23 protein-coding genes are annotated in these 22,568 nt (G+C 69.5%); 8 read left to right on the top strand and 15 right to left on the bottom strand.

Going from position 1 to position 22,568, the window contains the following annotated elements; translation table 11 throughout:
* Positions 1–131: 131 nt before the first annotated feature.
* Genes A5680_RS09765 through A5680_RS09740 form a run of 6 tightly spaced genes read right to left on the bottom strand, consistent with a single transcriptional unit; the run spans position 132 to position 6,511 of the window.
* Positions 132–890, bottom strand: a complete 759-nt coding sequence (locus A5680_RS09765; protein WP_067818700.1) for an oxidoreductase — start codon at positions 888–890, stop codon at positions 132–134.
* A gap of 22 nt (positions 891–912) precedes the next feature.
* Complete coding sequence (locus tag A5680_RS09760; RefSeq protein ID WP_055404071.1) at positions 913–2,529, bottom strand: ABC transporter ATP-binding protein; 1,617 nt, start codon at positions 2,527–2,529, stop codon at positions 913–915.
* Positions 2,526–3,398 carry an ABC transporter permease gene (locus tag A5680_RS09755; protein WP_055404052.1) on the bottom strand — a complete coding sequence of 291 codons (873 nt, stop codon included), beginning with the start codon at positions 3,396–3,398 and terminating at the stop codon, positions 2,526–2,528. The genes A5680_RS09760 and A5680_RS09755 overlap by 4 nt, the downstream gene beginning before the upstream one ends.
* Positions 3,391–4,317, bottom strand: coding sequence for an ABC transporter permease (locus tag A5680_RS09750; protein WP_055404053.1), 927 nt, complete (start codon positions 4,315–4,317; stop codon positions 3,391–3,393). The genes A5680_RS09755 and A5680_RS09750 overlap by 8 nt, the downstream gene beginning before the upstream one ends.
* A gap of 1 nt (position 4,318) precedes the next feature.
* Complete coding sequence (locus A5680_RS09745; protein WP_067818697.1) at positions 4,319–5,941, bottom strand: ABC transporter substrate-binding protein; 1,623 nt, start codon at positions 5,939–5,941, stop codon at positions 4,319–4,321.
* A gap of 39 nt (positions 5,942–5,980) precedes the next feature.
* Complete coding sequence (locus tag A5680_RS09740; RefSeq protein ID WP_369808543.1) at positions 5,981–6,511, bottom strand: DUF4232 domain-containing protein; 531 nt, start codon at positions 6,509–6,511, stop codon at positions 5,981–5,983.
* A 115-nt stretch (positions 6,512–6,626) separates the two neighbouring features.
* On the opposite strand from A5680_RS09740, the gene acs reads away from it, so the two are divergent.
* A complete protein-coding gene (gene acs, locus A5680_RS09735) occupies positions 6,627–8,576 on the top strand; it encodes an acetate--CoA ligase (protein ID WP_067818693.1) in 1,950 nt (649 codons plus the stop codon).
* A 5-nt stretch (positions 8,577–8,581) separates the two neighbouring features.
* On the opposite strand, the gene A5680_RS09730 is transcribed toward acs, so the two are convergent.
* Positions 8,582–9,280, bottom strand: a complete 699-nt coding sequence (locus A5680_RS09730; RefSeq protein WP_055404056.1) for a hypothetical protein — start codon at positions 9,278–9,280, stop codon at positions 8,582–8,584.
* Positions 9,281–9,455: 175 nt separating this feature from the next.
* Between A5680_RS09730 and A5680_RS09725 the strand changes: the two genes are divergently transcribed.
* A complete protein-coding gene (locus A5680_RS09725) occupies positions 9,456–9,983 on the top strand; it encodes a phage holin family protein (protein ID WP_055404057.1) in 528 nt (175 codons plus the stop codon).
* Complete coding sequence (locus A5680_RS09720; RefSeq protein ID WP_067818690.1) at positions 9,984–10,937, top strand: alpha/beta fold hydrolase; 954 nt, start codon at positions 9,984–9,986, stop codon at positions 10,935–10,937.
* Here A5680_RS09720 and marP read toward each other — a convergent pair.
* Genes marP through nth form a run of 4 tightly spaced genes read right to left on the bottom strand, consistent with a single transcriptional unit; the run spans position 10,930 to position 14,326 of the window.
* A complete protein-coding gene (gene marP, locus A5680_RS09715; protein ID WP_156349618.1) occupies positions 10,930–12,123 on the bottom strand; it encodes an acid resistance serine protease MarP in 1,194 nt (397 codons plus the stop codon). The two genes, A5680_RS09720 and marP, sit on opposite strands and share 8 nt — an antisense overlap.
* Positions 12,124–12,134: 11 nt before the next feature.
* Entirely contained in the window at positions 12,135–12,959 is an 825-nt protein-coding gene (locus A5680_RS09710; protein ID WP_156675051.1) for a CoA pyrophosphatase, read from the bottom strand.
* A gap of 29 nt (positions 12,960–12,988) precedes the next feature.
* Positions 12,989–13,636, bottom strand: a complete 648-nt coding sequence (locus A5680_RS09705) for a TlpA disulfide reductase family protein (protein ID WP_067818687.1) — start codon at positions 13,634–13,636, stop codon at positions 12,989–12,991.
* Between the two features lie 9 nt (positions 13,637–13,645).
* The gene (gene nth, locus A5680_RS09700; protein WP_055404062.1) at positions 13,646–14,326 is read right to left on the bottom strand and encodes an endonuclease III; all 681 of its coding nucleotides are present in this window, start codon (positions 14,324–14,326) and stop codon (positions 13,646–13,648) included.
* Positions 14,327–14,514: 188 nt separating this feature from the next.
* Here nth and A5680_RS09695 point away from each other — a divergent pair, with 188 nt between their 5' ends.
* Both A5680_RS09695 and crp read left to right on the top strand, forming a co-directional pair.
* Positions 14,515–14,895, top strand: coding sequence for a hypothetical protein (locus tag A5680_RS09695; RefSeq protein WP_067818684.1), 381 nt, complete (start codon positions 14,515–14,517; stop codon positions 14,893–14,895).
* Between the two features lie 97 nt (positions 14,896–14,992).
* Positions 14,993–15,667: a cAMP-activated global transcriptional regulator CRP gene (gene crp / locus A5680_RS09690; protein WP_007166630.1), complete on the top strand. Its 675-nt coding sequence runs from the start codon at positions 14,993–14,995 to the stop codon at positions 15,665–15,667.
* Between the two features lie 55 nt (positions 15,668–15,722).
* Here the strand turns inward: crp and A5680_RS09685 are convergent, their stop codons facing one another.
* From A5680_RS09685 to A5680_RS25655, 3 genes are read right to left on the bottom strand one after another with little or no spacing between them, the layout of a single operon-like run.
* Positions 15,723–16,517: an MBL fold metallo-hydrolase gene (locus tag A5680_RS09685; protein WP_067818681.1), complete on the bottom strand. Its 795-nt coding sequence runs from the start codon at positions 16,515–16,517 to the stop codon at positions 15,723–15,725.
* Positions 16,514–16,978 carry a RidA family protein gene (locus A5680_RS09680; protein ID WP_055404065.1) on the bottom strand — a complete coding sequence of 155 codons (465 nt, stop codon included), beginning with the start codon at positions 16,976–16,978 and terminating at the stop codon, positions 16,514–16,516. Before A5680_RS09680 ends, A5680_RS09685 begins: the two co-directional genes overlap by 4 nt.
* Entirely contained in the window at positions 16,979–17,140 is a 162-nt protein-coding gene (locus A5680_RS25655; protein WP_007166633.1) for a DUF4177 domain-containing protein, read from the bottom strand.
* A 70-nt stretch (positions 17,141–17,210) separates the two neighbouring features.
* Between A5680_RS25655 and A5680_RS09675 the strand changes: the two genes are divergently transcribed.
* Entirely contained in the window at positions 17,211–18,233 is a 1,023-nt protein-coding gene (locus A5680_RS09675) for an ArsA family ATPase (protein WP_156675050.1), read from the top strand.
* A complete protein-coding gene (locus tag A5680_RS09670) occupies positions 18,230–19,399 on the top strand; it encodes an ArsA family ATPase (RefSeq protein ID WP_067818679.1) in 1,170 nt (389 codons plus the stop codon). Before A5680_RS09675 ends, A5680_RS09670 begins: the two co-directional genes overlap by 4 nt.
* A gap of 16 nt (positions 19,400–19,415) precedes the next feature.
* Here A5680_RS09670 and A5680_RS09665 read toward each other — a convergent pair whose 3' ends face one another.
* On the bottom strand, positions 19,416–19,766 hold the full coding sequence (locus A5680_RS09665; RefSeq protein WP_055404068.1) for a WhiB family transcriptional regulator: 351 nt from the start codon (positions 19,764–19,766) through the stop codon (positions 19,416–19,418).
* A gap of 363 nt (positions 19,767–20,129) precedes the next feature.
* On the opposite strand from A5680_RS09665, the gene ponA2 reads away from it, so the two are divergent.
* Positions 20,130–22,559 (top strand): transglycosylase/D,D-transpeptidase PonA2, encoded by a 2,430-nt coding sequence (ponA2, locus tag A5680_RS09660; RefSeq protein WP_067818677.1) that lies wholly within the window; start codon positions 20,130–20,132, stop codon positions 22,557–22,559.
* The last annotated feature ends 9 nt before the right edge of the window (positions 22,560–22,568 follow it).

Here is a 22,568-nt window from a genome sequence, read left to right as displayed (position 1 = left end):
CCACGCAGCCCAGAAATGCACGCATGGTAACCGAGCTCCGTGCTAGCGGGCGGCGGACCGAATTCCTTTCGGACGTCGCCCGCTTTGCATTGTTCGGTGCCGTTTTCGTCGGCCGCGGGCTACCGAATCAGCTATCGACTCGACAGCGAATCGGCGATCGCCCACGCCTCCTGCGCACCGGCTCGGATTGCGCGGCAACACAGCACCAGCCAGGCCCCCACCCCTTCCGCGGTACCGCCGGCGAAACCTTCGGCCGCATCGCGATAATCGGCGGGCTGCCGCATCCAATTCACCTCGGGCACGCCCAACCCGTGCGGGTCCAAGCCGCTGGCGATGGTGACCAACCGCGACACCGCTCGGGCCACCACCCCGTCCGCGCTGCCGAAGGGCCGCAGCGTCAGCAGCTCCCCATGCGCGACGGCGGCCACCACCGGCGCCGGCGCCCGGGTGCCGCCGCTGACCAACTCCGCCAGCAACTCCAGCCGCGGCCCGACGCCGGCGTCGGCGCGGGGCCGGCCCAGCCGTTCCTCGTCGACCTGGTCGGCCGCCGCCAGCATGTGCAGTCGGGCCAGCGCCTGCAGCGGCGCGCGCCGCCAGATTCCGACCAGCGGTCCCTCGCCGCCCTCCAGCGCCTGGGCCACCCGCAGCGCCCCGCCGAACACCGGGTCGCTGACCGCACCCGCGTCCGCGAGGTCTTCCAGCCGCACGGGACCGCCGTCCAGCACCGAGGAGGCGCGCGCGGCCCGCAGCGCCGCCTCGGCGGCGGTCACCGGCCAACCGCGCAGGTTGGCGCGGTGGCGGTGGGCGCGCCCCAGCGCCTCGCGGGCCCGATCGCTGGCCTCGGCGACGCCGGGCAGCTCCATCAGCGGAGCCAGGGGATCAGCGGTCACAGGTTGCCAACCTATCCCGGCTTCACCGATCCGATGTCGGCGCGTGCGGGATGGCCTCCAGCAACTGGCGGGTGTATTCGTGCCGGGGCCGGGCGAACAGCTCCTCGGTGGCGGCGTGCTCCACCACGCGCCCGGCGCGCATCACCAGGACGTCGTCGGCGATCTGACGGATCACGGCCAGGTCGTGGCTGATGAACAGATAGGTGAGCCCCAGCTCGGTCTGCAGTTCGGCCAGCAGATCCAGTATCTGCGCCTGCACCAGGACGTCGAGCGCGGAAACCGCCTCGTCGCAGACCAGCATGTCGGGCCGCAACGCCAGCGCCCGAGCGATCGCCACCCGCTGCCGTTGGCCGCCCGACAGTTCGCGGGGTAGCCGCCCCAGGACCGACGACGGCAACGCCACCTGGTCGACGAGCTCGCGCACCGCGCGCTCGCGCTGCCGGCGGTCGCCGACGCGGTGGATGCGCAGCGGTTCCTCGACGGCCCGAAACACCGTGTACATGGGATCGAGGCTGCTGTAGGGGTTTTGGAAGACCGGCTGCATCCGGCGTCGGAGCGCCAATTGCCGATCGCGGTTCACCGCGGCGTCGACGCGCTCGCCGTCGAAGACGACCGTGCCCGAGGTCGGCGGCAGCAGGCCTAGCACCAGCTGCGCCAGCGTGGACTTCCCCGAGCCGGACTCCCCGGCGATCGCCAGGGTGCTCGCTCGCCGCAGGCGGAACGAAACACCGTCGACGGCAAGGAATTCCGCGCGCCGCCACGGCGCCCCGCGGGATTCCCGGTATGCCTTGGTCAGCCCGGAGGCGACGAGGATGTCGTCCGGCGCCCCATCGTTCGCCGGCCGTGGCCGGGGCGGGCCTTTGACGGTCACCGAGGGTGCGGCGGCCACCAGCCGCCGGGTGTATTCGTGCTGCGGGCTCCGCAAGATCGACCGCGCCGCACCGGATTCCACCACCACGCCGTCGCGCATGACGACCACCGACTCGGCGCGTTCGGCGGCCAGCGCCAGGTCATGGGTGATCAGCAGCAGCGCGGTGCCGAGTTCCGCGGTGAGCCCCTGCAGGTGGTCGAGCACCTGGCGTTGCACGGTGACGTCCAGCGCCGAGGTCGGTTCGTCGGCGATCAGCAGCCGCGGCCGGCCCGCCAACCCGATCGCGATCAGCGCCCGCTGACACATGCCGCCGGAGAGCTGGTGCGGGTAGCGGCCGGCCTGTTTGTCGGGGTCCCGCATCCCGGCCTGGGCGAGCAGTTCGACCGCCCTTCGCCGGGACCGGCGGTCGGAAGTGTTGGCCCGCAACGCCTCCGCAACCTGGAAGCCCACCTTCCAGACGGGGTTGAGGTTGGTCATCGGGTCCTGGGGGATATAGCCGATCTCGCGGCCCCTGATCGCACGCAGCGTCCGGCGGTCGGCCCCGGCGATGTCGGAGCCGTCGAAGACGATGCGCCCGGCCGTGATCCGGCCGCCGGTGGGAAGCAGGCCGAGGATCGCGGCCGCCGTGGTGGATTTGCCCGATCCCGATTCCCCCACCACCGCGACGGTGTGGCCGGGTTGGACGGCGAAATCCACGCCGCGGACGGCGGCCTGATCACCGAAGTCGACCTTCAGGCCCTCGACGGAGAGCAGCGGCGTGCCGGTCATGGGCGCCACGCTCGGGACGCCGGGTCCAGGGCGTCGCGCAGCGCGTCGCCCATCATCATGAACGCCAGCACCGTGATCGCCAGCGCGCCGGCGGGATAGAAGAGGATGGGCGATCCCGCCCGCAACCGCGTCTGGGCGAGATTGATGTCACCGCCCCAGGACACCACCGTCGCGGGCAGCCCGACACCCAGGTAGGACAGGGTGGCCTCGGTGACGATGAAAACGCCGAGGGCGATGGTGGCCACCGCGATGACGGGGCCCAAGGCGTTGGGCAGCACGTGGCGGAGCAGGATCTGAAAGCGGCTCAACCCCAGTGCTTTTGCGGCGACCACATAGTCGCTGGCCCGCACGGCAAGCACCGATCCGCGCGCGATGCGGGCCACCTGCGGCCAGCCGAACAGGGCGAGGATGGCGATGACCGTCCACACCGTCCGGTGGTGCAGGACCTGCATGAGCACGATGGCGGCCAGCAGCAGGGGCAGGCCGAAGAACACGTCGCTGACGCGGGAGACCACCGCGTCGATCCACCCGCCGTAGAAGCCGGCCAGCGCGCCGAGGGCCCCGCCGACGACGAACACGGCCAGGGCGGCTCCCAGGCCGACGGTGACCGAGGCCCGTGCCCCGTAGACGGTGCGGGCGTAGACGTCGTGGCCCTGCAGGTCGGTGCCGAACCAGTGCGCGCGCGACGGCGGGAGCAGGCTCTGGGCGGGGTCGGCGTAGGCGGGGTCGGCCCCGGTGAACACCGCCGGAAACAGCGCGACCGCGACGACGAACGCGATCAGCAGGCCGGCGACGATGAACTTCGGTCGCCCGCGCAACCCGCGCCAGGCGTCGCGCCAGAAGCCACTGGCCCGTGCCGGCTCAGCCATACCGGATCCTCGGATCCAGTGCGGCATACAGCAGGTCCACCGCCAGGTTGGTGACCAGGTAGATCAGCACCAGCACGGTCACGATCGACACCACGGTCGGCGCCTCCTGCCGGGTGACGGCCTGATAGAGCACGCCGCCCACGCCGTGGACGTTGAAAATGCCTTCCGTGACAATGGCCCCGCCCATCAACGCCCCCAGGTCGGCCCCCAGAAACGTCACGACCGGGATGAGCGAATTGCGCAGGATGTGCACCGTCACCACCCGGGGCCGGGACAGCCCCTTGGCGGTGGCGGTGCGGACATAGTCGGCGTGCGCGTTGGCGGCCACGGCGGATCGGGTCAGCCGCACCACGTAGGCGAACGACACCGAGCCCAGCACCACGCCGGGCAGCAGCAGCCGCCCGAACGTCGACCGCTCCCCCACCGTGACCGGCGCGATGCCCAGCTTCACCCCGAAAACGAACTGCGCCAGGAATCCCAGGACGAAGATGGGTACCGCGATGATGACCAGCCCGGCGACCAGCACGGTGGAATCGAACAGGCCACCCGTGCGCAGGCCGGCGATCACCCCGAAGGCGATGCCCAGCACCGCCTCGACCACCAGGGCGATCAGCGCGAGCCGCAGCGTGACCGGAAAGGCATGGGCCAGAACGTTACTCACTGGCAGCCCGGAGTAGGACCGGCCCAGGTCGCCGTGCAGGACGCCGCCCAGGTAACGCAGGTACTGCACCAGGAACGGGTCGTCGAGGTGGTAGCGCGCCCGCAGTTGCGCCGCGACCTCGGGCGTCAACGGCCGGTCCCCGGCCATCACGGCCACCGGGTCGCCCGGCAACAGGAAGACCATGCCGTAGATCAACAGCGTGGCGCCGAGGAACACCGGCACCATGACGGCGATCCGGCGCACGATGTACCAACCCATCTCAGGCCTTGACGATGTTCTCGTAGTCGGGCATGCCGTTCCAGGTCAGCTTGACGCCGCTGACCTGCGGCGACCATCCGACCACCGCGATGTAGTACCACAGCGGCACGGCGGGCATGTCGCGCAACAGGATTCGTTGGGCGAGGTTGACGAGCACATCCGCCTGGTGCAGGTCCGGTGCCGCCTCGGCGGCGGCCAGCCCGGCGTCGAATTCCGGGCTGGAGTATCCGACGTCGTTGGATCCCGCCCCGGTCGCGTACAGCGGAGCCAGGAACTCGATCATCGACGGGTAGTCGCCGATCCAGCCCGCGCGGAACGCGGTGTCGATGCTGCGGTTGGTGATCTGGGTGCGGAAGCCGGCGAACGTGGGGTGCGGCGCGCCGACGGCGTCGATGCCCAGGACGTTCTTGATGCTGTTGGCCACGGCGTCCACCCACTCTTGATGGCCGCTGTCGGCGTTGTAAGCGATCGAGTACCGCCCGCTCCATGGCGAAATCGCATTGGCCTGCGCCCAAAGTTGGCGTGCCCGTTCGGGGTTGAAGTCCAGCGCGTCGTTGCCCGGGATATTCGGGTCGAACCCGGGCAGCGAGCTGGCGGTGAAGTCGCGGGCCGGGCTGCGGGTGGCGTTGAAGATCTGCTGACAGATTTGCGGCCGGTTGACGGCGGCCGACAACGCCAAGCGGCGCAGCCGGCCTTCCTCGCCGCCGAAGTGCGGCAGCCGCAACGGCGTGTCCAGCGACTGGCTGACCGCGACGGGCCCGCTGGCGGCGTTGCCGCCGAGGTCACGCTTGAAGATGGTCAGCGCGCTGGACGGAATCGTGTCCAGCACATCGAGATTGCCCGACAGCAGGTCGGCGTAGGCGGTGTCCAGGTTGGCGTAGAACTCGAACCTCAGGCCCTTGTTGTGGGGCACGCGATTGCCGTGGTAGTCGGGGTTGGGTTTCAGGTCGATCTTGACGTTGTGTTCCCAGGCCGGCCCGTCGGGGCCGTCCGCCAACTCGTAGGGGCCGTTGCCCACCGGGTGGCGGCCGAATGCCGCCATGTCCCGAAACGCCATGTCGGGTAACGGGTAGAACGCGTTGTGTCCCAGCCGCAACGTGAAGTCGACGGTCGGCGCCTTGAGCCGCACATCGAACTCGAGATCGCTGACGACGCGCAGCCCGGACATGGTGGTCTTCCCGCCCCCACCGGGCCCGGCGACGTCGTCGTACCCGACGATCGGGCTGAAAAAGCTTTGTTGCAGTTGGGCATTGGCGCTCAGCGCGCCGTAGTTCCACGCGTCGACGAACGAATGGGCCGTCACCGGCGAGCCGTCGGTGAACTTCCAGCCGGGCTTGAGCGCGATGCGGTAGTTGACGTTGTCGGTTGTCTCGATCGACTGCGCCACCTCCGGCGACGGTTTGCCGGCGGCGTCATACGACACCAAACCGGCGAAAAGTCGGTCCAGGATTCGGCCACCGAGGCTGTCGTTGGTGCCCGTGGGAATCAGCGGGTTCGGCGGCTCGCCACCATTGACCACCACCAGTTCGGGACTGAGCGCCCCGCCACCACACGCGGTCAGCGACGCGACCGCCAGGAAGCCGGCGGCGACGAAGGCCGGCAAGGCGCGCGGGGCCCGACGCATAACACCCGACCCTAGGGCCTGAACACCGACTGACGGTCCTCAGACGGGAGTGACGGGGTGCACCTGCAGCGCGCAGGCGTCGATGGTGGCCGGCACGGTCAGGACCACGGTGGTGTCCGGCGGATTGACCAACAGGTCGGTGTAGGTGGGGCACGGGCTGCCGTTCGCGTCGACGGCAAGCCCCTCCACCACGGCCTGCGCCTGGGTGGATAGGGACAGGACGACGGTAGGTGGCACCTCGTTGCCGCCCGGCAGGCCGCCCATGTAGCCGCGCAGCGTGGGCTGGGCGTGAACGAGCGGTCCTCCGGACCCGGAGTCGACGCCGGGGTATCCGGTCAGCGTGCAGGGTTCCGCGCCGCCGGCCAGGCTGAACACCAGCGTGGCCGCGCGGTGGCCCACCGCCGCCTGAGTCGGCGAGGCCGTGACGGCGATCTGGTCCGACCAGCACGGGGTCGGGGCGTCCGCGTTGTCGGTCGGCATGGCCCACGCGGCCGGCCCCAGCGCGGCGCTGGCCGCGTAACCCGTTGCGGCCGCGACAAAGCTGCGAAGTAGTCGCCCGTGATCCGGCACATCGGTGATTATCCGCCACCGGGGCCGGCTTCGACCTCGATTTCAAGCTCCGCTTTTCACCTTGTGGGGCTAGGCTCTCTGACGATCGACGAGCCTCGACACCAGGAGGAAGCCAGTGACCGCCACCGACGCCGTAGGCCCGTCGTCGTATCCCCCGCCGGCGGAGTTCGCCGAGCAGGCCAACGCGGGCGAGGACTTGTACCGCGAGGCCGACGAGGACCGGCTGGCGTTCTGGGGCAAGCAGGCCAATCGGCTGTCGTGGTCGACCCCGTTCACCGAGGTGCTGGACTGGTCGGACGCCCCGTTCGCCAAGTGGTTCGCCGACGGCAAGCTCAACGTCGCCTACAACTGCGTCGACCGGCACGTGGAGGCCGGCCACGGGGATCGCGTCGCCATCCACTGGGAGGGTGAGCCCGGCGACAGCCGCAGCCTGACCTATGCCGACCTACAGGCCGAGGTCTGCAAGGCGGCCAACGCGCTCACCGGCCTCGGACTGGTCGCCGGTGACCGGGCCGCCATCTACATGCCGTTGATCCCCGAAGCGGTGATCGCGATGCTGGCCTGCGCCCGGCTGGGCATCATGCACAGCGTGGTGTTCGCCGGCTTCACCGCGAAGGCGCTACGGGCCAGGATCGCCGATGCCCAGGCCAAGCTGCTGATCACCAGCGACGGTCAGTTTCGCCGCGGCAAGCCGGCCCCGCTCAAGGACGCGGCCGACGAGGCGGTCTCGGACGCGGACAGCCCGGTCGAGCACCTTCTGGTGGTGCGGCGCACCGGAATCGACGTGTCCTGGAATGGCGACCGTGACCTGTGGTGGCACGACGTCGTCGACGCCGCGTCGCCCGAACACACGCCGGAGCCGTTCGACGCCGAGCAGCCGCTGTTCCTGCTGTACACCTCCGGGACCACCGGCAAGCCCAAGGGCATCGTGCACACCAGCGGCGGCTATCTGACGCAGTCGTCGTACACGCACTACTACATCTTCGACATCAAGCCCGACCGCGACGTCTTCTGGTGCACCGCCGATATCGGCTGGGTCACCGGGCACACCTACGGCGTCTACGGCCCGCTGTCCAACGGGGTCACCGAGGTCCTCTATGAGGGCACGCCCGACTCGCCGACCCAGCACCGGCATTTCGAGATCATCGAAAAGTACGGCGTCACAATCTATTACACCGCGCCCACGCTTATCCGCACGTTCATGAAGTGGGGGCGCGAGATCCCCGACGCGCACGACCTGTCCAGCCTGCGACTGCTGGGCACGGTGGGCGAGCCGATCAACCCCGAGGCGTGGCGCTGGTACCACAAGGTGATCGGCGCCGAGCGCCTCCCGATCGTGGACACCTGGTGGCAGACCGAGACGGGCGCCGCGATGATCTCCCCCCTGCCCGGAGTCGCTGCGGCCAAACCGGGTTCGGCGATGAGGGCTCTGCCCGGCATCTCCGCGAGCATCGTCGACGACCACGGCGAACACCTGACGCCCACCGTCCACCACGGCGAACACATCACCGGCTACCTGGTCTTGGACCAGCCGTGGCCGTCGATGCTGCGCGGCATCTGGGGCGATCCGGAACGCTACGTCGAGACCTACTGGTCCCGGTTCGCCGAGCAGGGCTGGTACTTCGCCGGGGATAGCGCCTATTACGACCGCGACGGCGCCATCTGGGTGGTGGGCCGCATCGACGACGTGATGAACGTGTCCGGGCACCGGCTCTCCAGCGCCGAACTGGAGTCGGCGCTCGTCGGCCACCACGGCGTGGCCGAGGCCGCGGTGGTCGCCAAGACCGACGAGACCACGGGCCAGGCCGTCTGCGCGTTCGTCGTCCTGTGCGCCGAGTACGAAGTGCACGACGGGATCGTCGACGAGCTGCGGGCCGAGGTGGCCAAGGAGATCTCGCCCATCGCCAAGCCGCGGGAGATCCACGTGGTGCCCGAGCTGCCCAAGACCCGCAGCGGCAAGATCATGCGCCGGCTGCTGCGGGACGTCGCCGAAAACCGCGAGCTCGGAGACACGTCGACGCTGCTCGACCCCGGGGTGTTCGACGCGATCCAGGCCTCGAAGTAGCCGACTCAGCCCGGTAGGGGCGTGAACCCCGCGCCGGGCCGGTGCTTGGCGTTGACGTCGCCCAGGATCGTGTTGAACGACTGGACGACGGCCGGCGTGTGCAGCGGGATGTACTTGATGATGCAGGTCGGCAGGTTGTCGCTGAACGCCCCGTGGATCATCCCGACGAGCATGTTGTTCACGGTCACCGGCGCTCCCGAGTCGCCCGGCTGGCCGCAGACCTGCATGACGATGGTGCCCGGTTCTTGGCCGGGGCCCCAGGTGACGCCGCACGAGTTGCCGGTGGTGCGGCCCTGTTTGCACGCGATCTCGCCGAAGGCAGGGTCCGGGCCGAGCCCGTTGATCGCGAAGCCGTTGTAGTTGGCGGTCGGCGTCACCTTGGCGGGATCGAACTTGATCACCGCGTAGTCGAGGTTGTCGTTGCCGGCGACCATGGTGCCCAGGATGCCGGCGTTTTCGGCGCCCTCGGCGGCCACCTGCGCGCCCGGCCCGCCGCAATGCGCCGAAGTGAAGCCGATCAGATCACCGGCGGCATCGCCCCCGATGGTGGTCAGGGTGCACATCGTGTCCCCGTTGATGACGATGCCGGCGCCGCCGCCCATCGGGATCCTGACGTCGGCGGCCGCGGCGCGCGCGGGGCAGCCCACCAGGACCAAGAGCACCGCCACCGTCGCCGCCACGAAGTACCGGTGCGCCGTCTGCACAGCACCACTCCCATCGACAGGCCGGACCCGGACCGGCTTGGCCAGTCTAGTCGGCCGGGCGTCTCGCCCGCCGTGCCGAGCGTGGCCGTCGGCTGGCCTCGTCTGCCATGTCGGCGCATGGCAACATGAACCGCGAGGACAGCCAGCCGGGCGATGACGAAAGAGGGGACCGTCTGTGAGCAAAGCCGATGGCAAGAACGGTGTGCCCAGCACGCTGACCACGATTCCCCTGACCGACCCGCACGCCCGGCCCGCCGAGCCGTCGATCGGTGACCTGATCAAGGACGCGACCACGCAAGTCTCCACGCTGGTGCGCGCCGAGGTCGAGCTGGCCCGGGCCGAGATCACCCGGGACGTCAAAAAGGGCCTGACCGGCAGCGTGTACTTCATCGCCGCGCTGGTGGTGCTGTTCTACTCCACGTTCTTTTTCTTCTTCTTCGTCGCCGAGCTGCTCGACACCTGGCTGTGGCGCTGGGTGGCGTTCCTGATCGTCTTCGGTGTTCAGGTGGTGGTCGGTGCCCTGCTGGCCCTGCTGGGCTTCCTGAAGGTGCGCCGGATCCGGGGGCCGCGGGAGACCATCGAATCGGTCAAGGAGACCCGCACCGCGCTCACGCCGGGCCACGACAAGACGCCGGACGCGGCCAAGCAGCTCACCGAGCGCGGCCGACACGAGAAGCCCGAAACCGATCCATCGGGTTGGTAGATGGCCCCGCCGGATCCGTCGGTAACCCGCATCGACGGGCCATGGCGCCATTTGGACGTGCACGCCAACGGGATCCGGTTCCATGTCGTCGAGGCCCTGCCCGCGGGCGGCGACGCGACCGCACCGCCCACGGCCCGTCCGCTGGTGATGCTGCTGCACGGTTTCGGTTCGTTCTGGTGGTCGTGGCGCCATCAGTTGCGGGGCTTGACCGGGGCGCGGGTGGTCGCGGTCGACCTGCGCGGCTACGGCGGCAGCGATAAGCCACCCCGCGGCTACGACGGCTGGACACTGGCCGGCGACACCGCCGGCCTGATTCGCGCGCTGGGGCACTCGTCGGCGACGCTGGTCGGGCACGCCGACGGCGGGCTGGCCTGCTGGGCCACCGCGTTGTTGCACGCGCGGTTGGTGTCGGCCATCGCGCTGATCAGCTCGCCGCACCCGGCGGCGCTGCGCCGGTCCACCCTGACTCGGCGCGACCAAGGCTACGCCCTGCTGTCCACACTGTTGCGCTACCAGATGCCGATCTGGCCCGAGCGCCTACTGACCCGCGACAACGGCGCCGAGATCGAACGCCTGGTCCGCAGCCGCAGCTGCGCCAAATGGCTTGCATCCGAAGACTTTTCCGAGGCAATCGGTTATCTGCGGACGGCGATCCAGATCCCGTCGGCGGCGCACTGCGCGCTGGAATATCAGCGCTGGGCCGTGCGCAGCCAGCTGCGCGACGAAGGCCGGCGCTTCATGAAATCGATGTGCCAGCAACTCAGCGTGCCGCTGCTGCACCTGCGCGGCGACGCCGACCCCTACGTGCTGGCCGACCCGGTCGACCGGACACAGCGTTACGCCCCGCAGGGGCGTTATGTATCCATTTCGGGCGCAGGGCATTTCAGCCACGAAGAGGCGCCCGAGGAAATCAACAGGCACCTGCTGCGATTCCTCGACTCGGTGGTCAACTGACGCAGGCGCCGGTGGTGACCTGCTGGGTATCGCCGAGCTTGGCGAGCTGGCCGGCCACCTCGTCGGCCGTCAGCACGAAGCCGGTGTCCGGGTCGTCGACGGCCGCCCCGAACACCACGCCGAGCACCTGACCGTTCAGGTCGATCAGCGGTCCCCCCGAATTGCCTTGCTCCACATTGGCTCTGATGGTGTAGACGTCACGGGTGACGGGTGCGGGGTCCCGGTAGATGTCCGGGCCGCTGAGCTTGATGACCTCGCGGATGCGGGCCGGGGTGGCGGTGAAGTTTCCGCCGCCCGGATAGCCCAGCACCACCACGCTGGTTCCCGTCTTCGCATCGGACTGGGCGAACGCCAGCGGCTGCGGCGGCAGGTTGGGGACGGCGAGGATGGCGATGTCGACCGACGGGTCATAGGAGACGACCGTGGCGTCGAGCGGGCTGCCGCTGGCGTAGATCTGCACGCTGTTGGACCCGGCCACCACGTGCGCGTTGGTCATCACCCGGTCCGGGGCGACCACAAATCCGCTGCCCTCCAACACTTTCTGGCAACTCGGCGCCAGGCTGCGCACCTTGACGACGCTGGGCGCGGTGGCCTGCACCACCGGGTTGGTGGCCAGCGCGGGGTCGGGAGAGGCGACGGGAATGACCGGAGTGCGGCTGAACGGCTCCAGCACCGCGGGCAGGCCGGAGGTGTTCAGCAGCGCCGACAGCCGCTTGGGCACCGTCTTCAGCCAGGGCGGGGCGACCTCGTTGACCTTGGCCAGCACCCGCGAGCCGCGGACCGCGGCGGCCAGCTCCGGCTGGTCCTTCGACTGGGTCAGCGGCGTCGCCAGCAACCAGGCCGCGGTCAGCACCACCACCAGCTGGACCCCCACCCCGATGAACGAGTCGACCGTCCGGATGGTGCGGCTGCGGATCGCGCCCCGAACCGCCCGGCCCAACACCACTCCGGCGACCTCGCCGATGACGACCAGGGCAAGGATCAGGAACAGGGCGGCGAACAGCTTGGCCCGGGGCGCGGCGATGTGGGCGACCAGGTGGGGCGCCAGCAGCACACCCGCGATCGCGCCCAACAACACCCCGACGAACGAGAACAGCGAGCCGACCGCGCCGGAACGCCAACCCGACACGGCCGCGATGAACGCGACCGCCAGCACGGCCACGTCAAGCCATTGCGACGGGCTCATCGAGTTCAGGTTCATCCGGGGGCCTCACCCTGGTCGCCGACCAGCGCCATCGCCGCGTCCAATTCGCGGACGTCGGTGGTGTCCCAGGGCTGGGCCCAGCCGGCGACGTCGAGCATCGCACAGATCACCTGGCCAGTGAATCCCCAAACCAGCATCTCGTTCAGCAGAAACGCCGGTCCGGCCCACCGGCGCCCGAGGTCGCCCCGGTACACCATCAGCCGGTTGGCCGGGTTGATGAAGGCGCGCACCGGAACTCGCGCGACGATCGCGGTTTCGGCCTCGTTGACGACGGCCACCGGCCCGGGATCGGGCGAGTAGGCCAGCACCGGCACGACGTGAAATCGCGACGGCGCGATGAACGTCCGTTCCATCGTGACCAAGGGCCGCAACCGGGAGACGTCGATCCCGGTTTCTTCCTCCGCTTCGCGCAGGGCGGTGGACACCGGGCCGTCATCGCCCGGATCGGAGGCGCCGCCGGGAAACGCCGCCTGCCCGGCGTGGTGGCGCAGCGTCGACGCCCGCACCGTGAGCAGCAGGTCGGCGTCGTCGGGGACGCCGCCGTCGGCCGGCGCGGACGCGGGACCCGAAAACAGCACCAGGACGGCGGCTTCGCGACCCCGGCCGCTCATCGCCGACAACGACGACGCGGCCTTGCCGGTGATCATCGCGAGCACGTCGGCCGGCAGCCGGCGCCGGTACGCGTCCGGCATCCGCTCGACGTTATCGACCAGGGGACGCAGCCACCGCGGGGAGGCGTCGGGCATCAGCGGCATCGTCCCGCGCGCGCGGGACGGGGGCTTGCCCGCCGCATGCGGGGGCTCGCCCCCGACACTCACCCGGCGCTCCAATCGGTCCAATTTCAGGCTTATCCCTTGTCATTTCCGACCGCGGCGGCGATCTCGTCGGCACTGGCGAAGGCCCGCGGCAGCATCTGGGCAACGCTACCGTCCGACCGCAGAACCACGGTCGCGGGCATCACGTTTACCACGCCGAGCGCCGCCGCGAGCCGACGGCGACCGTCCTGCAGGGTCGGCAACCGAACGCCCAGCTCGGCCAGCCGCAGCAACGCCGCCGTCTCGTTCTCGTCCTGATGCACGGTCACCACCATCACGTCCGACCCGGCTCGCCGTTGATACTCGGCCATCGCGGGCAGCTCGGCCGCGCACGGCGCGCACCAATACGCCCACAGGTTGAGCACGACCCGGCGCCCGGCCAGCGCGCGGGCGACGTCGACAACCGAACCGTCCGCGGCGCATTCGGCGGTGACCCCGCGCAGCGCCGGGGGCCCGGGACCGTCGCCGGCGCCCGGACACGGCGCCAGATTGGCCCGCTGCCGCGGACCGGCCAGCGCGGCCGCCGTGTCGGCGTCGCGGTGCTCGCGGTCCGGCGTGCCCTGCGCGGTGCCGGGGGTCGTCGTCGGCGCGGACTGGTCGCGAAGCTGGGCCACCAGGGCCGCGGTCAGCGCCGCCACCACCGCGAGGATCGCGATCGTCCAGCGCGTGGAACGCGTCAAGGCCGTGCTCTACAGGCCGGCCAGGGCCAGCAGGTGCTCGGTCTCCGGGCCCCGCACCAACGGCGCCGCCAGCAGCGGCTCGGTGGGGCCGAGGCCGAACGACGGGCAATCCTTGGCCACCACGCAGACACCGCAGGCCGGTTTGCGCGCGTGGCATACCCGGCGGCCGTGGAAGATCACGCGGTGGCTGAGCATGGTCCACTCGCTGCGTTCGATCAACTCGCCGGCCGCGCGCTCGATCTTGACCGGATCCTTGTCGGTGGTCCAGCGCCACCGGTGCAGCAGCCGCGCGAAATGGGTGTCGACCGTGATGCCGGGGACGCCAAAGGCGTTGCCCAGGATGACGTTGGCGGTCTTGCGGCCCACGCCGGGCAGCGTGACCAGTTCTTCCATCGTGGCGGGCACCTCGCCGTCGAACCGCTCGACCAACGCCTGCCCGAGGCCGATCAGTGAGGTCGCCTTGTTCCGGAAGAACCCCGTGGGGCGGATCAGGGTTTCCAGTTCGTCGCGGTCGGCTTGCGCGTAGTCCAGCGCCGAGGGATAGCGCTTGAACAACGCCGGCGTCGTCAGGTTCACCCGTTTGTCGGTGCTCTGCGCGGAAAGGATGGTGGCGACCGTCAGCTCCAGCGGCGTGGTGAAGTCCAGCTCGCAGTGCGCGTCCGGAAACGCCTGCGCCAGAGCCCTATTCATGCGGCGGGCCCGTCGCACCAGGCCGACTCGGGTCTCCTCGGAGAAGCGCCGCGCGGCGTCGCCGCCCGCCGGGGCGGGGGTGGACTTCGAGCGCCCGGACGACTTTGCCGCTGTCACCTACGACAGAGTACTGATTTCGTGATCTCGCCGAGACCTCGTGTTGATTGAAGGCCCTGTTTACTCTCCTTGTGTCATGGTTGCTGGTGGCCTGCGTTCCCGGGCTGCTGATGCTGGCGGCGCTCGGCTTGGGGCGCCTCGAACGGGGGCTCGCCCGCGCAGACGTCACGATGATCGCGGTCGCCGAGCTCTTCGAGCACGTGGAGTTCATGGACGTGCGCACCCTGGCCCGCGAGGGCATGCCGGAGGCGGTGGAATACCTGCACCGGCGCGAGGACCGGGAACTCGCGGCGGCGGCGCTGGGCGGGCTGACCGCCGGGCCGCGTCACGCGGCGCCGTCGTTCGCCGCCAGCTTCGTCGACCGCGGCGAGCTGACATTGCCGACGCGAATACACGCGCAGACGCGCATCAATCCGCAGTTTAAGGCCCCTCGATACGTCAATCGTGTGTAGCGTTGCACGTTGGACAAAATGTCCGACCGCTAGACTCATCACGCGAGCACGGGATTAACCTGCACGTATCACCGTCATTAAAACCTGAAGAGGCAACGTGGACGAGATCCTGGCAAGGGCAGGAATCTTCCAAGGGGTTGAGCCCAGCGCCGTCGCCGCGCTGACCAAGCAACTGCAACCCGTCGACTTCCCCCGTGGGCACACGGTGTTCGCCGAGGGGGAGCCGGGCGATCGGCTGTACATCATCGTCTCGGGGAAGGTGAAGATCGGCCGTCGCTCGCCCGACGGTCGGGAGAACCTGCTGACGATCATGGGCCCGTCGGACATGTTCGGCGAATTGTCCATCTTCGACCCCGGCCCGCGGACCTCCAGCGCGACCACCATCACCGAGGTGCGCGCGGTGTCGATGGACCGCGACGCGCTGCGGGCGTGGATCGCCGACCGTCCCGAGATCGCCGAGCAGCTGCTGCGGGTGCTGGCCCGCCGGCTGCGCCGCACCAACAACAACCTGGCCGACCTCATCTTCACCGACGTGCCCGGCCGGGTCGCCAAACAGCTGCTGCAGCTCGCCCAGCGGTTCGGCACCCAGGAGGGTGGCGCGATGCGGGTGACCCACGACCTGACCCAGGAGGAGATCGCCCAGCTGGTGGGCGCCTCCCGCGAGACGGTGAACAAGGCGCTGGCCGACTTCGCCCACCGCGGCTGGATCCGCCTGGAGGGCAAGAGTGTGCTGATTTCGGACTCCGAAAGGCTGGCGAGGCGAGCGCGCTAATTGCGCCGAGCCGGTAATTCCGCAGGCGCCTACTCGCACTTCATCCTGCGAATTTTCAGCCTCGCCGCAAATAGTCCAGCTGCGCCTGAACCGACCATTCGGCGGCGTCCCAGAGTTTCTCGTCGACGTCCACATAGACGTGTTCGACGACCTGGCGGGCGGTGGCGTCGTCGCCGATGTCGCGCAACGCCGCGCGCACCTGCTCCAGGCGCTCGTGCCGGTGCATCAGGTAGCCCGACGCGACGGCCTCCAGGTTGGCCAGGTCCGGCCCGTGGCCGGGCAGCACCGTGCGCGGGCCCAGTCCGCGCAGCCGGCGCAACGATTCCAGGTAGTCGGCCAGGCTGCCGTCTTCGGAATCTATGACCGCGGTGCCGCGGCCCAGGACGCTGTCGGCGGTGAGCACCGCGTCGTCGATGAGAAACGACAGCGAGTCGGCGGTGTGGCCCGGCGTCGCCATCACCTTGATCTTCAGGCCGGCCGCGTCGATGACCTCACCGTCGGTCAGGTGACCGCCGAGGCCACGCAAGAACCCGCTGCCCGCCGACCGCACGGTCGCGCCGGTCCGCTCGACGAGCTTGTCGATGCCGTCGGTGTGATCGCCGTGCCGGTGACTGATCAGCACCAGCGTGATGCGGCCCAACCCCGCGACGCGCGCGATGTGTTCGTCGTCGTCCGGCCCGGGATCCACCACGACCAATTCGTCGCTGCCCTGGCCGCGCAGCACCCAGGTGTTGGTCCCCTCGAGCGTCAGCAATCCGGGGTTGTCGGCCAACAGCACCGAGGCAGCGTCGGTGACCGCCCGCAGCCTGCCGTATGCGGGATGGCTCAACGACTCTTGCGCCTCGGTCACGGTCGTGAGCCGACCTCCACGATCAGTTCGACCTCCACCGGCGCGTCCAACGGCAGCTCGGACACCCCGACCGCCGACCGGGCGTGCGCGCCCCGCTCGCCGAACACGTCGGCCAGCAGCTCGGAAGCCCCGTTGATGACGCCGGGCTGGCCGTTGAAACCCGGGGCCGACGCGACGAAGCCGACGACCTTGACCACGCGGGTCACCGCGTCGATGCCGACCAGCGCATCCACGGCGGCCAGGGCGTTGAGCGCGCAGACGCGCGCCAGCGCCTTACCCTCTTCCGGGCTGACCTGGGCACCGACCTTGCCGGTCCCCGCGAGCTGTCCCGCCTGCATCGGCAGCTGACCCGCCGTATAGACCAAATCGCCCGTGCGCACCGCGGGCACGTAGGCGGCCAGCGGGGCCACGACCTCGGGCAGCGCGACACCGAGTTCCGCGAGCCGGGCCGAGGCGCTCATCTACTTCGGGCGCTTCAGATACGCGACGTGTTGCTCGCCGGTCGGTCCGGGCAGTACCGAGACCAATTCCCAACCGTCGGCGCCCCACTGGTCGAGGATTTGTTTGGTGGCGTGCGTCAGCAGCGGGACCGTGACGTATTCCCATGCGGTGGGTTGGCTCATGGCGCGAGCTTATCGGTCGCAGCTGAACGGCTCCGGCCTGCCCGGGGATCGGTCGGGCTAGCATGCGAAGGTGACAAACACATCGAGCGGCGGTAGCGCGGTCGGCTGGCCGGCCCGGCTGTCGAAGGCCCGGCTGCATTTCGTCACCGGCAAAGGCGGTACGGGCAAGTCGACGATCGCGGCCGCGCTGGCGCTGACCCTGGCAGCCGGGGGTCGCAAGGTCCTCCTCGTGGAAGTCGAAGGGCGCCAAGGCATTGCGCAACTCTTCGACGTCCCGCCGCTGCCCTACCAGGAGGTCAAGATCGCGACCGCCGAACGCGGCGGACAGGTAAACGCCCTGGCGATCGACATCGAGGCCGCGTTCCTGGAATACCTGGACATGTTCTACAACCTGGGCATCGCCGGGCGGGCGATGCGCCGCATCGGGGCCATCGAGTTCGCGACGACGATCGCGCCCGGCCTGCGCGACGTGCTGCTCACCGGGAAGATCAAGGAGTCGGTGGTGCGCCTGAACAAGGGGGCCAAGAACCCGGTGTACGACGCGGTCGTCGTCGACGCTCCCCCGACGGGGCGGATCGCCCGCTTCCTGGACGTCACCAAGGCGGTGTCGGATCTGGCCAAGGGCGGGCCGGTGCACTCGCAGAGCGAGGGCGTGGTGAAGCTGCTGCACTCCGAGCAGACCGCCATCCACCTGGTCACCCTGCTGGAGGCGTTGCCAGTGCAGGAAACGCTGGAGGCCATCGAGGAGCTCGCCGAGATGGAGCTGCCGATCGGCAGCGTGATCGTGAACCGCAACATCGCGTCGCATCTGCAGCCGGCCGACCTGGCGAAGGCCGCCGAGGGTGACGTCGACGCGGACTCGGTGCGGGCGGGCCTGGAGATGGCCGGGATCAAGCTGAACGACACCGAGTTCGCCGGGCTGCTGACCGAAACCATCGAGCACGCGACGGTCATCGCCGCGCGCGCCGAGATCGCCCAACAGCTCGACGCGTTGAAGGTGCCGCGACTCGAATTGCCCGCGATCTCCGACGGCGTGGACCTGGGCAGCCTTTATGAGCTGTCGGAATCGCTTGCGCAGCAGGGAGTTCGATGAGTACAACGCCGAATAGGCTTGATCTGGCGGCGATCCTGGCCGACACGACCAACCGGGTCGTGGTGTGCTGCGGGGCGGGCGGCGTGGGCAAGACCACCACCGCCGCGGCGATGGCGCTGCGCGCGGCCGAATACGGCCGCAACGTGTGCGTGCTGACGATCGACCCGGCCAAGCGACTCGCACAGGCGCTGGGGGTCAACGACCTTGGCAACACCCCGCAATCGGTGCCCCTGGCGCCGGAGGTTCCCGGTGAGCTGCACGCGATGATGCTCGACATGCGCCGCACGTTCGACGAGATGGTGGTCCAGTACTCCGGACCCGGTCGCGCGCAAGCGATTCTGGACAACCAGTTCTATCAGACGGTCGCCAGCTCGCTCGCCGGCACGCAGGAGTACATGGCGATGGAGAAACTCGGTCAGCTGCTGGCCGAGGACCGGTGGGATCTGGTGGTGGTGGACACCCCGCCGTCGCGCAACGCGCTTGACTTCCTGGACGCGCCCAAGCGGCTGGGCAGCTTCATGGACAGCCGGCTGTGGCGGCTGCTGCTCGCGCCCGGCCGGGGCATCGGCCGATTGGTCACCGGCGCAATGGGTTTGGCGATGAAGGCGATGTCCACCGTGCTCGGCTCGCAGATGCTGAGCGACGCGGCCGCGTTCGTGCAATCACTGGACGCCACGTTCGGCGGGTTTCGGGAGAAGGCGGATCGCACCTACGCGCTGCTGAAGAGGCGCGGCACGCAGTTCGTCGTGGTGTCGGCGGCCGAGCCCGACGCACTGCGCGAAGCCTCCTTCTTCGTCGACCGGCTGTCGCAGGAGGGCATGCCGCTGGCCGGGCTGATCTTGAACCGCACCCACCCGACGTTGTGCTCGTTGCCCGCCGAGCGGGCGATCGACGGGACCGAAACGCTGGAGGCCGAAACGGACTCCGAGGCGGCGTCGCTGGCCGCCGCCGTGCTGAGGATTCACGCCGACCGCGCGCAGACCGCCAAACGGGAAATCAGGTTGCTGTCGCGGTTCACCGGAGCCAATCCGCACGTCCCGGTCATCGGGGTGCCCTCGCTGCCGTTCGACGTCTCGGATCTCGAGGCGTTGCGCGCGCTTGCCGACCAGATCACCTCGACCGTCGGCGACGCGGCCCGCGCCGCTGCCCAGGGGCCCCTACGCTAGGGGCCCGATCGCGGCGTCAGCCGACGCTGCGGGCCCGCCTCTTGTCGAAGAAGTCCGCCCAGGACACCACCTCGGGGTGCTGCTTGAGCAGGGCCCGGCGCTGACGCTCGGTCATGCCGCCCCAGACGCCGAACTCGACCTTGTTGTCCAGTGCGTCCGCTCCGCATTCCTGCATCACCGGGCAGTGCCGGCAAATGACGGCGGCTTTGCGCTGCGCGGCCCCGCGAACGAATAGCTCGTCCGGGTCGGTGGTTCGACACAGTGCTTTGGAAACCCAGGCGATCCGTTCTTCGGCATCAACGCTGCGGAGTACCCCTTGTGCGGCCGCAATGTTTGTTCTACGCGCCGCAGGCCGTGTTCCTGACACGAACTGTTCCCTTCCCTACCGGCCGCCCTCGCGACCGCCCTCCTCGGGTGCAGATCCTCACCTGCGATCTACGCCACACTGTGTACATCGGTGTTACCTGAATCTCACCGTGTGTCTAAGTTAGGTGGTCAGCTGCCAATTGCGCAACAGTCCGATAACGCTTTTTTTGGGACGGGCGTCCCGTCTCGTCCCAGAACGGTACGCGAAGAAGTGATCTTGGACACGTCAGCCCGCACGCTTTCTACTGACGCCTGCGCAAATTTTATCCCGCCCGCGGCGGTAAAGCGCTGGTCAATGCCGGGGGCAAAAAGTGGGTGAACGCGCGGCGTGGCGACGTGACTGGGGGCCGCTACTGTAATAGCCATGTCAGACCGCCCCCGGGCCGCCCTCACGATTCTCAAGCTTGCGGGGTACTGCTTGCTGGCCGGCGTCGTCGCCACCGCGCTGATGTTTCCGTTCGCGGGCGGATTGGGCCTGATGTCCAACCGGGCCTCCGAAGTCGTCGCCAACGGATCGGCCCAACTACTCGAAGGCGAGGTGCCCGCGGTGTCGACGATGGTCGACGCGAAGGGCAACACCATCGCCTGGCTGTACTCCCAGCGCCGCTTCGAGGTGCCCAGCGACAAGATCGCCAACACGATGAAGCTGGCGATCGTGTCCATCGAGGACAAGCGGTTCGCCGAGCACGCCGGGGTGGACTGGAAGGGCACGCTGACCGGGTTGGCCGGCTACGCGCGCGGCGACGTCGACACCCGCGGCGGGTCGACGATCGAGCAGCAGTACATCAAGAACTATCAGTTGCTGGTGACGGCGAAGACCGACGCCGAAAAGCGCGCCGCCGTGGAGACCACCCCGGCGCGCAAGCTGCGCGAGATTCGGATGGCGCTCACGCTGGACAAGACGTTCACCAAGCCCGAGATCCTGACCCGCTACCTGAACCTGGTGTCGTTCGGCAACGGCTCGTTCGGTGTGCAGGACGCGGCGCAGACGTACTTCGGCATCAACGCCTCGGACCTCAACTGGCAGCAGGCCGCCCTGCTGGCCGGCATGGTGCAGTCGACCAGCGCGCTCAACCCCTACACCAACCCCGAGGGCGCGCTGGCGCGGCGAAACCTGGTGCTGGACACCATGATCGAGAACATCCCGCAGGAGGCCGACGCGCTGCGCGCCGCCAAGGCCACGCCGCTGGGCGTGCTGCCGCAGCCCAACGAGTTGCCGCGGGGCTGCATCGCGGCCGGCGACCGCGCGTTCTTCTGCGACTACGTCCAGGAGTATTTGTCCCGCGCCGGAATCAGCAAAGAACAGGTGGCCCGCGGCGGCTACCTCATCCGCACCACGCTGGACCCGGACGTGCAGATACCGGTCAAGGCGGCCATCGACCAGTTCGCCAGCCCCACGCTGCCGGGCATCTCCAGCGTGATGAGCGTGATCCAGCCCGGCAAGACGTCGCACAAGGTGATGGCGATGGCGAGCAACCGCACCTACGGGCTGAACCTCGACGCGGGCGAAACCATGCGCCCGCAACCGTTCTCGTTGGTCGGCGACGGCGCGGGCTCGGTATTCAAGATCTTCACCACGGCCGCCGCCCTGGACATGGGGATGGGCACCAACGCCACGCTCGAGGTGCCGAGCCGGTTCCAGGCCAAGGGCATGGGCAGTGGCGGCGCCAAGGGCTGCCCCAAGGACACCTGGTGCGTGGTCAACGCCGGCAACTACCGCGGGTCGATGAACGTGACCGAGGCGCTGGCCACCTCGCCCAACACCGCGTTCGCCAAGCTGATCCAGCAGGTCGGGGTGACCCGCACGGTGGACATGGCGATCAAGCTAGGGCTGCGGTCCTACGCCGACCCGGGCACCGCCCGCGACTACAACCCGGACAGCAACGAGAGCCTGGCCGACTTCGTCAAACGGCAGAACATCGGCTCGTTCACCCTGGGCCCCATCGAGGTCAACGCGCTCGAACTGTCGAACGTCGCGGCCACGCTGGCCTCCGGCGGCACCTGGTGCCCGCCCAACCCGATCGACAAGCTGATCGACCGGCACGGCAACGAGGTCGCCGTGACCACCGAGACCTGTGACCAGGTGGTGCCCGAGGGGCTGGCGAACACCCTGGCCAACGCGATGAGCAAGGACGCGGTGGGCGGCGGCACCGCCGCCGGCTCGGCCGGCGCCGCGGGCTGGACGCTGCCGATGTCCGGTAAGACGGGCACCACCGAGGCGCATCGTTCCTCCGGCTTCGTGGGCTTCACCAATCACTACGCCGCGGCCAACTACATCTACGACGACTCGACCTCGCCGACGGACCTGTGCTCGGCGCCCCTGCGCCATTGCGGCGAGGGCGACCTGTACGGCGGTAACGAGCCGGCCCGCACCTGGTTCACCGCGATGAAGCCGATCGCCAACAACTTCGGGCCGGTGGCGCTGCCGCCCACCGATCCCCGCTACGTGGACGGGTCGCCCGGGTCGCGGGTGCCCAGCGTCGCGGGCCTGGATATCGACGCGGCGCGTGCCCGCCTCAAGGAGGCCGGCTTCCAGGTCGCCGACCAGAACAACTTCGTCAACAGCAGCGCCAAGCAGGGCGAGGTGGTCGGAACCACCCCGAGCGGCGCGACGATCCCGGGCTCCATCATCACCATTCAGGTCAGCAACGGCATCCCGCCGGCCCCACCGCCGCCGCCGGAGGGCGCGCCGGTGCCGGTCGGGTCGCAGGTGGTCGAGATTCCGGGCCTGCCGCCGATCACCATTCCGTTGCTGGCGCCGCCGCCTCCGCCGCCGGGCGCCCCGCCCCCGTAATCGCCGCGC

Source organism: Mycobacterium sp. E2989 (assembly GCF_001667595.1).
GTDB lineage: Bacteria > Actinomycetota > Actinomycetes > Mycobacteriales > Mycobacteriaceae > Mycobacterium.
The sequence above is the reverse complement of the archived record's forward strand: the minus strand, read 5'-3'. Positions and strand labels throughout refer to the sequence as shown.

What these genes read in the sequence shown, in the direction of transcription:
- A5680_RS09670 (WP_067818679.1), top strand. Translation starts at nt 18,230, where the DNA reads ATGAGTACAACGCCGAATAGGCTTGATCTGGCGGCGATCCTGGCCGAC.
- A5680_RS25655 (WP_007166633.1), bottom strand. Translation starts at nt 17,140, where the DNA reads ATGAGCCAACCCACCGCATGGGAATACGTCACGGTCCCGCTGCTGACG.
- nth (WP_055404062.1), bottom strand. Translation starts at nt 14,326, where the DNA reads ATGAATAGGGCTCTGGCGCAGGCGTTTCCGGACGCGCACTGCGAGCTG.
- A5680_RS09720 (WP_067818690.1), top strand. Translation starts at nt 9,984, where the DNA reads ATGGCCCCGCCGGATCCGTCGGTAACCCGCATCGACGGGCCATGGCGC.
- marP (WP_156349618.1), bottom strand. Translation starts at nt 12,123, where the DNA reads ATGAGCCCGTCGCAATGGCTTGACGTGGCCGTGCTGGCGGTCGCGTTC.
- A5680_RS09745 (WP_067818697.1), bottom strand. Translation starts at nt 5,941, where the DNA reads ATGCGTCGGGCCCCGCGCGCCTTGCCGGCCTTCGTCGCCGCCGGCTTC.
- A5680_RS09750 (WP_055404053.1), bottom strand. Translation starts at nt 4,317, where the DNA reads ATGGGTTGGTACATCGTGCGCCGGATCGCCGTCATGGTGCCGGTGTTC.
- A5680_RS09760 (WP_055404071.1), bottom strand. Translation starts at nt 2,529, where the DNA reads ATGACCGGCACGCCGCTGCTCTCCGTCGAGGGCCTGAAGGTCGACTTC.
- A5680_RS09755 (WP_055404052.1), bottom strand. Translation starts at nt 3,398, where the DNA reads ATGGCTGAGCCGGCACGGGCCAGTGGCTTCTGGCGCGACGCCTGGCGC.
- A5680_RS09680 (WP_055404065.1), bottom strand. Translation starts at nt 16,978, where the DNA reads ATGAGCGCCTCGGCCCGGCTCGCGGAACTCGGTGTCGCGCTGCCCGAG.
- ponA2 (WP_067818677.1), top strand. Translation starts at nt 20,130, where the DNA reads ATGTCAGACCGCCCCCGGGCCGCCCTCACGATTCTCAAGCTTGCGGGG.